Origin of the sequence: Helicobacter sp. WB40, from assembly GCF_027859275.1 — a bacterium.
In the GTDB taxonomy this organism is placed as follows: Bacteria; Campylobacterota; Campylobacteria; order Campylobacterales; family Helicobacteraceae; genus Helicobacter_D; species Helicobacter_D ibis.
In genome coordinates this window covers 18741-33114 of the sequence record NZ_JAQHXS010000006.1, presented here as the reverse complement: position 1 = coordinate 33114, position 14374 = coordinate 18741, and the positions used below count along the sequence as shown (strand labels likewise).

Genomic DNA, 14374 nt, shown 5'->3' with positions numbered 1-14374 from the left:
TTCTAGCCTCTAATTATTTGTGTGAATTTTTTAATTAATTCTTGCTGGAATTTGTTTGTTTGCAACACTCCATGTTTTCCATAAAATTCCCCAAGTTTATCTCTTGCCTTTTTGTTTTCTATTAAAAATTTTGCCTTTTTTATATATTGCTCCTTACTAAACGCACTGCAACACCAACCAATATAACTACCATCTATATAATATTCTTGTATATTATCTGCCATTTCTTTCCACCATCTAAGATTCTTTGCGTGATATACACACCATATAAGCTCTTTTTCGCAGACAAAATTCCCACCTAAATGCTCAAAACAATCACCCACTACATGAATCTTATAATCACCCAAAAGTTCCATATCTTCATTGCTAATATCAGCCACATACACTCTATCTCTTATATCATCACACACTTTTAATTTCTTGTTTGTAACAAAAATACAATCCGTCTTTATAAATTCATCAAACCCGCAAACATTTGGCTTAAACTCTTCTAAGTTATCACAATATACTAATACTTTTTTACCAAGTTTTAATTCTCTTAACTTTCCACTAAATGTGCATTCTCTATTTAGCAGATTCAAAAATGCACCCCTTTTTGCTAAAAACTCAGAAAAACTCTCACCTTGATCCAAAGGGAATGTATTACAGAATATATCAATTATATGTCCATACACATGAGGATTAACAAAGCCGGGCATAAAAAATCTATCACTAACTCCTAATGCTTCAACCTTTTTTCTAATATCAGGTTCATTTCCATTTCCAGCAGCAATGAAAATAGTATTTTGATTTTCTTTTAGAATCTTTGCTATAGTCTCCAAATACTCATCACTATCAACTTTTACAAGCCTACCAATAACACCAAGCACAACGGTATCGTTTTTTATAGGATATTTTGCTTTTTCTTTTATTATTAGACTTTCATCAATTTGGGGATTGTAGAATTTATCTCTATCCATAGGCACATGGACTTGCTCTATTTTATATGGAGATTCAGGAGAGAAATGACTTATTCTCTTATCAATACCCTCTATATCATAGTATCCATTCCCATGACTCCAAAAAATTTGCAAAGGAGCACTTCTTGTAGCTAGAATAAAATCAGATGCATCATTAGTTCCTTCAGTAATTATCACATCTATATCATCATTAATTATTGAATCTCTTATTTTTAATGCCTTCTGTAAATGAGATACATAATAGCTATGCTCCTTTATTAACGGATATGCAGGGCTTAGTGCGTGTGCCCCTATAACATTAAAGTCCTGCATAACTTTTGGGTCATCATCACTTTTTTGTATATACGCTAGAGAATATATATTAATTTCATACTTTTTACTAAATTCTTCATTTTCCATTAATGCCTTGCAAAATGAATAATCAACCTTTGTAGGAGAATTTAGCACAACCCTATCTTTTAGAAGTGCTATTTTTATTTTGCCATTTTTGCTTATCTCTTTCTTACATTGTCTCAATGTCTTGCCAAATTCCACAAAATAATGCTCTACTAACTTTACTACATCATTATTATATTTTTCCCACATTTTTGCATATTGTGATGAATTTCCATAAATATGATAGATGTAAAACTCAACATACATAGCCTCATCAAGCTCACCTCTTTTTAGTAGCTCTCTTAACACATTTAACCATACTTCATAATTATCAATCCATTTCAGGTTATTAAAATAATGTCTAGTGTTCCAAAAGCAGTGCATAGACCATAAAAATATACTTCTCCTTGTTGTATTATCAAGGCTAAAATACACTTCATCACTTAGATTCTTCCTTTGAATCTCCAAAATCCACTCAATAGGTATATAATAGTAATACAAAAATGTAAGAACAAAATCATTCAAATCAGCAATATAATAATCATTTAAAGTTAAAAACATTATGTTTTCTAAGAAAAATTTAACAGCCCCTTCTCTATCTCCACTAAGCATAATAGCGACACTTGCATAGTCAATAAATAACAATCTTTCATAATAAGATAAAGAAGTATCTCTAATATAAGGTTTGCAAAAATCAACATAACTTAAAAACCGCTCATCGTCTCTCGCACAATCAAAAATACCATAAGCCCATAAAATAGTCCTATCTGGTACATCACCACCTTTAAAAATTATCTCATAAGATTTATCTTGCAATAGTTGTGCTATTTGTTCTTTTAATGGCGTTTCTAAGTTCTCCTGCCAACCCTTGCCAAAAGCTCTTAGCAACATACATGTATTATTTAGATCTTTTTTACTCTGTGATTCTTGTAGCCTCTTTATTATTTCTTCTTCTTGCAATTCCATTAACATCTTTCCCAAAAAATTTTAGGAAAGATTATAGCTAAATTTAATACACTTCATTCCACCAAGATGATTTACATATCTTGCATACATCAAGCATACCTTCTTTATTATCTCCGATTTTATGCCGTGTGCATATATCCCTATGCAAACTACTATTCCAAATATTTTCTATCGTTTGGCTATATATATTCCCAAAACTAAGTAATTTTACATCCCTACTAGCCAACATACCTCTTTGGAATTCGCATTTAGTTACACTTCCATCTGGCAGAACATACAAACTAGAGCTAATAAACCCACAGCTATGTCTTTTATTTGGTATAGCATTAAATCCATTTTGTTCCCAATATTTATCATTTGGATTATATAAATCTACGCAAAAGTCATCTCTAAATTTAGAAATCTCAAGCATAAAATCCAATGCTTCTTTATAAAATTCAATTTCATATAATACAAATAGTTTGCATTTTATATCAAAATTATTATCTTTTAAAAATTGTAAATTTTTACAAATTTGAAATTTCATATTATCTAGTGCTTTTTCATCTTTGTAATTTCCATTAGAAAAATATATTCCCATACTCACTTCATTTACCCCTAGATTAATTAACTTTTTTAATGTTGCTAAATCTAATAATATCCCATTTGTAGGCACAGATATATATTTCACTCCACCATCTTTTGCGTATTTTATAAAATCAAATATTCTTTCATCTAAAAGTGGCTCACCAGGCCCTGAAAATACTAATTTGCTCTTGCTCTTAATAGCAAAATCAATTATTTCATAAACTTTTAAATCATCTATTTTTGTAGTATGTGTAAAATAATTAGTAACATTATCTTTGGCATGAATATTACTAAACCAAGGACAATGATTACAACTTGCGTTGCAATTATTTATAAGCCCTATGTATATTAAATTTGGATATTTATTTGGAAATACATTACCAATAACATTCCAATTACTAGATAGATTATATAATTTTCGAATCTCATAATAATGCTCTTTTGTAGTATTTTTACCAATCTTGTGCATACTATTTCGAATTTCTTTTGAAAAAAATCCATTTTTATAGCCATATTCTATTTTATATTTATACAAATCATCAATATCTACTAATTTAAACAACAATCTCTCCCCAAAAGATTCGTTAGGATACGATAAAGGCATATATGTATTTTCACTAGATTTAAGTATTACTGAAAGATTATGTAGATCAACATAGTTTAATTCTTCTAGATCAAAACTAAAAACAAAAATCCCCCCCCCCCCGCAAATTATTTAGAATATTTAAAAATTCTTTGGAATAGAAACTAGGAACAATTGTAATGTTTATATTATTTTGAACAATATTTTCCAATATATATACATCGCTGGGCAATATACCACTTCCAATTTTTACTATTTTCAAATACCTCTCCTTTATAATTTAAGATCATAAAATATAATGATAGCCACGAATAACTTCAACAACGATAAATCTTTATATTTATGCAAAATTTACAAAACTGGAATACTAATTGCTTATATCAGATTTGAAAATTTAAATTGCAAAGGATGCATAATGAGTTATAGGATTTACACAAATGTCAATGCGTTAAATGCACATACTTCTGGTCTTGTAAATAACAGAAATATGGCAGAGTCGCTAGAAAAATTAAGTTCTGGTTTGAGAATTAATAAAGCAGCAGACGATGCTTCTGGTATGGCGATTGCTGATAGCTTAAGATCTCAAGCAGCAGCACTAGGTCAAGCTACTAGAAATGCAAATGATGCAATCGGTATGATACAAACTGCCGATAAAGCTATGGATGAGCAAATAAAGATTCTAGATACAATTAAGACTAAGGCTACTCAAGCAGCTCAAGATGGTCAAACAACAACTACAAGAAATGCACTTCAAAGTGATATTCTAAGACTTATGGAGGAGCTTGATAATATAGCAAATACTACAAGCTTTAATGGACAACAAATGCTATCAGGTGCTTTTACAAACAAAGAATTCCAAATTGGTGCTTACTCAAACACAACGGTTAAAGCTTCAATTCAACCTACAAACTCTCACAAAATAGGACATGTTAGATATGAAACAAGTGCTGAAATGGCAGTTAGTGGTGGTGCTGGCTCACTCGGTGAAGTTACACTAAAGTTCTTAAATACGGATGGAACAAATAATTATGCAATAGAATCTGTAAAGATTTCTACTTCTGCTGGAACTGGTCTTGGAGCATTATCAGAAGCAATCAATAAAAACTCAGATCAACTAGGCGTTAGAGCTACTTGGAATGTTATGGGTCAAGGTGGTGGAGCAATTGCTAGTGGAACTGTTAGGGGACTTGTTATAAATGGTATCAAAATAGGCGACATAAATGATGTCCAAAAAAATGATATGGACGGAAGACTAATAAATGCAATTAATGCACAAAAAGAAAGAACCGGTGTTCAAGCATCTTTGAGTATCTCTGGTGCATTGCAACTAACAAGCGTCGATGGTAGGGCAATTTCTGTGCAAGTAGATGATGGCGAAGAGGTTTTAAATGGCGTAAATAGTGCTGGTGCACCTGTAGGTACAGGCTCTTTCATTGGTATCACTGGAACAGACCATGCAATTATTGGTAGACTAACACTAATTAGGCTTAATGCAAGAGATATTTTAGTATCTGGAACAAACTTCTCAACAATAGGTCTTCACTCTGGTGCTGCTAATATCCAACAAGGCTCTGGGTTAGCACAATACACTGTAAATCTAAGAAGTGTAAATGGTGAGTTTGATTCAAATGTAGCATCTGCAATCGGTGCAAATGCAAATGTAGCAGTTGGATTTGTAAATAAAAATGGTATTGGTGCTGGCGTAACTAGCCTAGAAGGTGCTATGGCAGTTATGGATATGGCACAAAGTGCACAAGAACACTTAGATAGAATTAGAGCAGACTTAGGTTCTGTGCAACAACAACTTGTAGCAACAATTAACAATATAACTGTTACTCAAGTAAATGTAAAATCAGCAGAATCTCAAATTAGAGATACAGACTTTGCAGAAGAATCAGCAAACTTCTCTAAGACTAATATCTTAGCACAATCTGGTAGCTTTGCAATGGCACAAGCAAACCAAGTGCAAAACAACATCTTAAAACTATTGCAATAACTATTAGCCTTTGGCTTCTAGTTATCTACATAACGCAAAATTCAAGGAAGAAATATGTCTAATTCAGAAATAACAAACCCAAGATTAGAAAAGAATCTAAGTGCATTGGCTAAAAAAAATCCTCTACTAGCAGGACAATTAAGACTATTGCAACCAAACAAAAAATATGAAGTTTTTATTGGTGAAGATCCACTAAATATCAATATATATGACAAAGAAGATCAAGTAGCACTATTTCAAAATGAGCCATTAGATGAAGTGCAAAACAAAATAGTAGAGTTTGAATCCTTAAAACTCTATCCATTTTTTTATTTTTTTGGTATAGGTAATGGTATCTTTTTTAAGCTTTTATTGCAGAATAAATCATTAAAAAAACTTTTTATATTCGAGCCTGAATTAGAACTAATATACATAGCTTTAAATTTTGCGGATTTTGAACAAGATATTTTAGACGAAAGATTGCTAATTTTTTGGACTAAAACTTCATCTTTTGGCGAACTAGATCAATATTTAGTAAAAGAGGGACAATGGATTTATTCTAGAATCTATAATCTTCATATTTACAATAACTACTATGGTAGATACTCTCAAGAATGCCTCTTTATAAACACCATTCTAACTCGTAGCTTAGAACACCATGTAGTAGCTGTTGGGAATGATTCTACAGATTCTCTAATAGGTATCAAGCACCATGTAGCAAACATGCCAAAGATGATAGAAACTCCATCACTACTAGAGCTTATAAAGAATGCAAAAAATACAAATACTGCAATAATAGTATCAACTGGACCTTCTTTATATAAGCAACTAGAGCTTCTAAAAGAATATCAAGATTATGTAACAATAATTAGCGTTGATGCGTCTTTTCCTATTTTAGTCAAGCATGGGATAAAACCTGATATAGTAACAACACTAGAGAGGGTAAAAGAGACAGCAGAGTTCTACAAACAAACACCAAAAGAAGCACAAGAAAATGTGATTTTTGCCATTACAAGCATAGTGCATGAAGACACGACAAACTCTATAAGCAATGGTATAAAAAGCTTTAGCATGAGACCATTTGGATACACAAGATTCTTTGAGTTAAAAGAATATGGATATGCTGGGATTGGTATGAGTGCTGCAAATATGGCTTATGAAATAGTTGTTTTAAGCAGATTTGAGAGATGTATATTTATAGGACAAGATTTATCATTCTCAATAGATGGTAAAACTCACTCAAAAGACGCAATCTTTGGCGAAAAAGAATCTCAATACAAACAAAAAGAAAACATAGGAGATAAGATTCTAATAGAAGCATATGGTGGTGATGGATATGTAGAGACGACTTCTGTGTGGAAGATGTTTTTAAACTTCTTTGAAAAAGATATTGCAGATACACCATATCCGCTAGATGTGATAAACTCAACTGAAGGTGGAGCTAGAATCCATGGCACAAGAGAACTATCTTTTAGAGATTCATTAAGTTTGGTTACAAAGGATAAAAAGAAGCAAATAAAATTACAATCTCCAACAAAAGAAAAAATAAAAGAAAACACAAAACAAATTGAATCTAAAGTCAAAGAATTCCTAGAATTCGGCTACAAAAAGAAAAAAAGTGTAGAAAAAACATTCCTAAAAGTAGTCAAAATGACAGAAGAATTAGAAAAACTAAACAAAGAAAACAAACTAGAAAAAATCAATTGGACAAAACTAGAAAAGATTCTAGATGAAATTGATGATATAAAGCTATATTTCCAAGATGATTTATTTATAAAGGCATTCTCCGATGCGGTGCAATCATACATAGTTCATCAAGAATTAGAATTTGCAAAAATAATAGTAAGACCTGTAAATAATCTAATAGAAAAACAAGTCAAACAAATTGATTGGCTTTATGCACATAAATTTTGGCTTTTCTCCCTTGCAGGCGGAATGGACGCTACACTTGAAGTAGTAAAAGAAGAAGCAAAAAACTGGATGAAAATCCCTGAGAAATTCTATAAAGAATCTTATATAAGAACTCTTTCAAAAGGAGATAAAAAGCAAGAAGAATAACTTCTTTATTGCTTTATAAAAGTAGCTAGATTTTTTAAATTACCTGTAACTATCTTAGCTATATCACCTTTTTCATGTATTATAACTAGTGGTATATTTGCACTTTGAAGTATTTTCTTTTTTACCTCATCTCTCATTTGCACCCTTAGTTTATTTGTGCCAAAATGACCACCACCAAAATATTCTAAAACAAACAATGGATTCCTATTTTTCTTCTCATACACTAAAAAATCAACATAAAATTTATTATACAAATACCAATCATCTACTTTTGACTTCAAAAAAGAACTCATACTAACTTGAGGGGCAACCAAACACTTGCTTGTATCTAAAACACGAACTAAAGATGATAAAACTTCATACTCTTCATCATTCAGAAATTTTTTAGAATCAATTTTTGCTGCGTCTGATTTATTAAGGTTATCTAATATATTTTCATACTCAAATAATTCACTTTTTAGTTTTGCTAACTCCACTTCTTTAGCATGTATGTTGTCTTTTATATCTTTTATAGCATCTTTTATTTTTTCATTCATCTAAGAGTTTCCTTTAAAATATCATTTACCTTTAATTCCTTGCCAAATGCTTTTTGGTAGATAATATAGTTTACTAAAACTTTCTTTCCATAAAGCCTAGTTTCCTCATAAGGGATAACCTCTAAGCTATACCATGGATCTAGTGGATTTGATTTTTTAAAGACATCATTATTTGCCAAGAATCTCCTAGTAAAACCAGGACCACCATTATAAGCATATGAAATAAATAATGGATGATTATTAAACTCTCTTATTAATGGACGAGTAAAATACTCTGCATATCTAACATTAATCGCAGGATTAAACATATCTAAATATCCTATCTTATCACTTTCATTAAGCTCTTTTGAAATCGCAACTACATTAAATGGCATAAGTTGCATAAGCCCTAAGGCATATGAAGTTGAAATTGCAGTTGGTATAAACAAGCTCTCTTGTCTCCCAAGTGCATACAACAAAGCTTGTTTATCGCTAGAGTATTTTCCAAACACATCTTTATAAGGCATTAGAAAATATTCTATACCTTTTTGCTTATTTAGCCATAGATAATGAGCTTTTGTATTGCTATGGTTTACTGCTTGTATTGATTTTTGCTTATTTTTAGAATCTCTTATACTAACCCACTTAAATGGATCTGTAATATCCCATGAAGCTTTAGTATCATTTGTGCTTACATCATAATGTATCTCATAGCTTGGCTTCATTCCAGTTAATTCCAAACTTGCAATAGTATATATATCTACAGAATCAGACAAACTTAATTCCTGTAAATATTTCATATCTTTACTTGCCATATAGCTCCAAAATAGTGCCCTATTTTTATTTATCTTATATTTTGCACTCTTGCTTGAAAGCATAAAATATTCTAATGCATCTTTATTATCTCCATATTTAATCGCATTTAACCCCAAATAAAATAAATCTTCACTATCTAAAAATTTTGCTACATCGCTAACCTTTAAATTCAAAAACGAAGCATGTAAATTTATATACGATTGATTGATTATTGCGTGTTTCATGGCTCTAAAAAATGTAGTATTTTTGCTGTGTATATATTTAATCAAAGTAGCAGTTGGAATCTCTTTATTTAATTTAGCTCTATATTTTGCACTAACACCAAAATAAAAATTGCCAAAATTTGCTGCACTTCCTTTTATTAACTCACCAAATGGATTGGTGGATGCCATTATTGCTAGATTCCTTGATAGAGTTTTATTTTGTTCTTTTATCTTTTTTGATAGTGATATTAGAGTGTTTTTATCTAGCTTTTCAGCATTCTTTAGCGTTAATGCAGATGCTATGCAGTTTGAATCTTGTTTTATTAGTTTTGATAGTTCCATTCTTTGACAAATTGTTGTTCTTGATAGGGTTTTATTATCTCCCTTTTTATACAAAAGACCAAATAATTTTGCATTCTTTTTATAAGCTAAATCATAAGCTTCTTTAGCCTCTTTAGGTTTTATATCTTGTTGCAAAAATAGCCAAATATAAAAGTCCCTAGAGATTCCAGTAGGTTGCGACTTTAAATAATCTAGCGTTATATCTTTTGCGACTACAAAACCAACAAAAATAAAAAAAACAAGCAATATTTTTTTCATACATAATCCTTAAAAACTACTTGAAAGATGGAATAAAAGCCTAACTAAAAATAAATCAATGAACTTCAAAACCAAAATTACGATAATAGGTGCTATATCTACATTTGAAATAGTAGTTGGCACAAACCTTCTAAGCATCGCATAAACTGGCTCTGTTAGCTTATATAAAATCTGCACAATGGGATTGTATGGATCAACTCTAAACCAAGACACAAATGCAGAAATAATAACAATCCACACATATATATTAATAATCATGCTTAAAATTTGTGCAATAGCGTCTATTAATGTGCTTAAAACCATTTTTACTCCTTTAGCTTCTAACTATATCTTTTAAATAATACTTAACAACAGCAAATAAATCGCAAATCTCTGGTCCATGATCACTCCCACTTAACAAGAATCTCAAAGGTTTAAAGAATTTTTTGCCCTTTAGATTCGTAGCTTTTATCAATATATCCTTAAACTCATCATAACTTAACTTTTCTACATTTTCTAAGGATAGAATCTCTTGTTGCAAAATCACAACCTCATCACCAAATTCTGCTTTAAATTCATCTTGTATTATTAGTGATTTTTTAGCAAAGATTCTATCTATTTTATCCCTTAGCTCATTTAGGGTGCTTGCTTCTTGTAAATATATCTTAGCTAACGCTCCAATACTAGAATCCTTATAACCAAGCAATACTGCTAAATCCTGCTCATTTAATAACTTAAAATGCTCTCTATTTAAAAATTTCAGCTTATTAATATCAAACTTGGCTGGTGCTTTTGCTACATTTTCTAATCTAAACCATTCTACGCATTCTTTTAGTGTAAATACCTCGCATGGTGTCTTATTTCCTAAAAGCACGAGATAGTTTAGTATTGCTTGAGGCAAATACCCGCTATCAAGCAACCATTGCACACTTGAGGCACTATCTCTTTTACTCATTTTTTTACCCTCATCATTTAAGATTATAGGCAGATGTGCAAATTCTATATCTTTGTTATAATCCAAACCTCTATGAACTAGAATCTGCTTTGGTGTATTACTTACATGATCTTCACCTCTAATTATGCAATCAATATCAAAAAGCATATCATCAATGGCACATGCAAAATTATAAGTAGGAATCCCATTTTCTTTAATAATCACAAAGCTATCAATTTCATCATTTTTAAATGTTAGCTCACCTTTTATGCTATCTTTAAAGCTTATATCACTACTAGCACCTCTAAGTCGTATTACTGGATTTTTATTTGTATCTTTTTCCAATTCCGCCCAAGAATCATCATACCTAAAAGCCCTCTTTTGCTCCTTTGCTTCCTCTCTTTTTTTATCCAAAAACCCTTTAGTGCAATAACAATAAAAAGCCTTATTTTTAGATATCAGATATTCTGCTAATTGCCTATGTTTAGGGAAATTTTCACTTTGAAAAATAAACTTATCCCATTTTATGCCAAATAGTGTTAGCAAGAACATAATGTCTTTTTCCTTACCCTCTATGTTTCGCTCAATATCTGTATCTTCGATTCTTAAAAGAAATGTATCTTTTTTTTGTAAAGCAATTATATAATTAAAAATAGCAGCCCTTAAATTACCTATGTGCATATCACCTGTTGGACTTGGTGCAAAACGAAGCATTAATAACCTTAATTATGGATTTTTGTAATTTTATCAAAAGAAAGTAGCAAAAGAAAATAAAGAAGATAAAAAGGAGACAAGCTCCTTTTAATTATTGTTTTAACCCTAGAAGAGTGTTTAAAATCTGATCTGAAGTAGTAATCGACTTAGAACTTGCTTGGAATCCTCTTTGAACCACGATTAGTTGAGTTAGACCACGGCTAAGGTCAGAGTTACTCATCTCTAACTTTGAGGCTTCTACATCTGCTCTACCACCACTTCCAGGAGTTCCTATTGTAGCTCTTCCAGAGTTTGCAGATTCTGTATAGATATTGCTTCCTGCTTCTTGCAGACCCTCGTAGTTGGCAAATGTAGCAACTGCAACTTGTGCCAAGGCTAAATTTACACCATTATTGAAGTGTCCTACTAATACCCCAGCAGAGTTGAATGAATAATCTTTTAGCTGACCTGATGGATAACCATCGCCATTTACATTTGTAGCAGATGAATCTAAGCCCGTGCTTGTAAGTCCATCAAAGCCACCTCCCTTACCAAAGGCTAGATCTATACTTTGTGGGAATGAAGCACCATTATTTGGCTTAAACTCTATCGTAGATGGGTTAAATCCTAATAGCTCACCATTTGGTCCAAATGTTACACTACCACCTTCAAATATATTTGGTCTTTGAACTGGTGCCCCTACTATTTCAGCTGGTTCTGGAACTATTAGTCTAAAGCTCCACTCATTTCCACCTATTTTCTTAAACTCCATGGTAAATTCATGTGGATTTCCTAAACTATCATAGATCTTAACACTTTGTGCATAATTGGCAAGTCTAAATCCACCGGTAGTAGTAGAACTACCACCTTCAGCTAGAACCCCTGTATTCATACCTTTCATAGCATTTTTAAACAATACATTTGTAGTAGTTAATGCATCATTAAATGCAGATACAAAGATATTTAAATTATCAAATTGTGGTGCATCTGCCCTATTTATACCAGGAATTCCAGCTGCAGTGCTATCACTTGCTTTTATTCCATCATGCTTATTTGTAATTTGGAATTGACCATTAGCATTCATAGTTACATTTACTGACCAGTTAGAATCCTGGAATTGACCTCCTCTAATTGCATTTGTAGCAGCACCACTATCTCCACCAAAATTCTTAACTATATTTGCATCTTGCATTATTAATGCTCTTAAATCCTCTGTTGTCCTAAATAGCTTTGAGTTAGAATCTGCATCAGTTTGGTTTGTGTATTTATAAAGATATGCCGTTGTAACTCGTGTTGTTTGCGTAAGTCCATTTGCACCAGCACTATCAGTTTCAAATCCTTGTACAGCACCGCTCATACCAGTAACTCTAATATTTTTCTTAGATGCATCACCATCTAGTTGATTTGGATTTATTAAAACTAAAGTATCTTTACCTTGTGCATTTTGTCTAATAACTGCTTCTACACCTGTTTTATCTTTTAGTTGATTAATTGCCACTTGCGCTGCCAAAAGAGAGCTAGAACCAGAGGTTGCACTATCATTTTGCCATGTGATTTCTTGACCATTAATAGTTATAGATGATGCACCAACTGCACCAGAAGCAATATGCAAAGGTTCTGTTTCAGCAGTTTGATAGCTAACCCATATGCCTTGACCTGCTTGCAATCTCATAGCGTCACCATTTTCATTAAACATGACCCCTAAATCCTGTGCCACTTCATGTTGCACATCTTTAGAATCATAAAGTCTATCCAAACCACCTGCTATATAGTTGTTTGCAGCAGTTGAATCTAATGGGCTAGGACATGTTGTGTATTGAGTTTTATTACCATTTGTTAGATTTATATTACCCACTACTTGTGTTGTTGCTTTTGCTGGAATTGTAAGTCTTGGATCGATTGTTATATTACCTGCTGGCCTACTTGTATCTACCACATCTCTATCTGCTATACCACAATTATTGTCTAATTGCGATAAATCTCTAACCCACCCTTGAACAATAAAACCACTACTATTTACAAAATTACCCTTTGCATCAAATCCAAATGCACCATCTCTAGTATATACATTTGAATACCCACCATTATTACTTAAAACAAACATGCCCTGACCACTAAGTGCCAAGTCTGATCTTCTATCTGTATTTTGCAAACTACCTTGAGAAAATATCTTTGTGGTAGTTTCAATTCCAGTTCCAAGTCCTACTGAAAGATCATTTACTCCACCGTATCCACCATAAGGAGAAGTAGCTGAACGCTTTGTCTGTGAAATCATTGTAGCAAACTCTGCACGAGAATACTTAAAACCATTTGTATTCACATTTGCTATATTATTTGATTCTATATCCAATGCAATTTGGTGTCCTTGCATACCACTAACACCTGCCCATAGAGATCTTAACATTTTCAATCCTTATTTAAAGAAATTATTCAAACAGGATTAAAGCAAATAGTATTCCAATTTTGTAATCAAAATTATTCTAAGATTCCACCAAATTTTCTATTTCTTTTTGAAAACTGCATAACCATACTATCTAGCTCATCTACGCTAAAATCAGGCCATAAAGTATCACTAAAAAACAACTCAGCATAAGCACACTGCCATAATAAAAAGTTAGACAACCTACATTCTCCACCTGTTCTAATCAACATATCAACCTCTGGAAAAAATGCTGTATCTAAGTTTTTTGAAATATTTTCTTCAGTTATTTCTATATCATTTTCTTTCATTTTTAAAAATGCTCTTCTTAACTCATCTCTGCTACCATAGTTTAGAGCAAGTATTTGTGTGATTTTAGAATCTTCTTTTGAATCTAACTCTAGCTGTCTTATGCTTTCTTGTAATGAATCTGAAAAAATACTAATATCGCCAATTGTTCTAAAGGCGACTTTATTTTCAATATATGAATCTCTCTTTTCTTTTATATATCTCTCTAAAAGATCCATTAAAAATTCAACTTCACTCTTAGGACGCTTCCAATTTTCAGTAGAAAAGGCATATAAAGTTAGATATTTGATATCTCTATTAAGACAAAATTCTGTAATTTTTTCTATATTTTTTGCACCTTCTTGATGTCCGAAGATCCTAGGGCGAAATCTTTTCTTAGCCCATCTACCATTACCATCCATTATTATTGCTAGATGATTCATT

Annotated in this window: 11 protein-coding genes; 2 read left to right on the top strand and 9 right to left on the bottom strand. The window is 31.7% G+C overall.

Annotated elements, in window-relative coordinates; genetic code table 11:
• Positions 1-2: 2 nt before the first annotated feature.
• From PF022_RS05470 to PF022_RS05460, 3 genes are all read right to left on the bottom strand, one after another.
• Positions 3-2300 (bottom strand): hypothetical protein, encoded by a 2298-nt coding sequence (locus PF022_RS05470; RefSeq protein ID WP_271023078.1) that lies wholly within the window; start codon positions 2298-2300, stop codon positions 3-5.
• A gap of 43 nt (positions 2301-2343) precedes the next feature.
• The gene (locus PF022_RS05465) at positions 2344-3429 is read right to left on the bottom strand and encodes a radical SAM/SPASM domain-containing protein (protein WP_271023075.1); all 1086 of its coding nucleotides are present in this window, start codon (positions 3427-3429) and stop codon (positions 2344-2346) included.
• Positions 3430-3547: 118 nt separating this feature from the next.
• On the bottom strand, positions 3548-3712 hold the full coding sequence (locus PF022_RS05460; protein ID WP_271023073.1) for a hypothetical protein: 165 nt from the start codon (positions 3710-3712) through the stop codon (positions 3548-3550).
• A 153-nt stretch (positions 3713-3865) separates the two neighbouring features.
• On the opposite strand from PF022_RS05460, the gene PF022_RS05455 reads away from it, so the two are divergent.
• Both PF022_RS05455 and PF022_RS05450 read left to right on the top strand, forming a co-directional pair.
• Positions 3866-5446: a flagellin B gene (locus tag PF022_RS05455; RefSeq protein ID WP_271023071.1), complete on the top strand. Its 1581-nt coding sequence runs from the start codon at positions 3866-3868 to the stop codon at positions 5444-5446.
• 54 nt (positions 5447-5500) lie between these two features.
• A complete protein-coding gene (locus PF022_RS05450; RefSeq protein WP_271023070.1) occupies positions 5501-7483 on the top strand; it encodes a motility associated factor glycosyltransferase family protein in 1983 nt (660 codons plus the stop codon).
• Between the two features lie 5 nt (positions 7484-7488).
• Here PF022_RS05450 and PF022_RS05445 read toward each other — a convergent pair whose 3' ends face one another.
• The 6 genes from PF022_RS05445 to PF022_RS05420 form a co-directional block, all read right to left on the bottom strand.
• Positions 7489-8019, bottom strand: coding sequence for a DUF2726 domain-containing protein (locus PF022_RS05445; RefSeq protein WP_271023067.1), 531 nt, complete (start codon positions 8017-8019; stop codon positions 7489-7491).
• A complete protein-coding gene (locus PF022_RS05440) occupies positions 8016-9617 on the bottom strand; it encodes a lytic transglycosylase domain-containing protein (protein WP_271023065.1) in 1602 nt (533 codons plus the stop codon). Before PF022_RS05440 ends, PF022_RS05445 begins: the two co-directional genes overlap by 4 nt.
• 9 nt (positions 9618-9626) lie before the next feature.
• On the bottom strand, positions 9627-9920 hold the full coding sequence (locus PF022_RS05435) for a YggT family protein (protein ID WP_271023063.1): 294 nt from the start codon (positions 9918-9920) through the stop codon (positions 9627-9629).
• Positions 9921-9930: 10 nt separating this feature from the next.
• Positions 9931-11244: a glutamate--tRNA ligase gene (gltX, locus tag PF022_RS05430; protein WP_271021456.1), complete on the bottom strand. Its 1314-nt coding sequence runs from the start codon at positions 11242-11244 to the stop codon at positions 9931-9933.
• Between the two features lie 91 nt (positions 11245-11335).
• The gene (gene flgE, locus PF022_RS05425) at positions 11336-13627 is read right to left on the bottom strand and encodes a flagellar hook protein FlgE (RefSeq protein ID WP_271023061.1); all 2292 of its coding nucleotides are present in this window, start codon (positions 13625-13627) and stop codon (positions 11336-11338) included.
• 71 nt (positions 13628-13698) lie between these two features.
• A complete protein-coding gene (locus tag PF022_RS05420) occupies positions 13699-14373 on the bottom strand; it encodes a di-trans,poly-cis-decaprenylcistransferase (RefSeq protein ID WP_271021458.1) in 675 nt (224 codons plus the stop codon).
• Position 14374 lies beyond the last annotated feature (1 nt).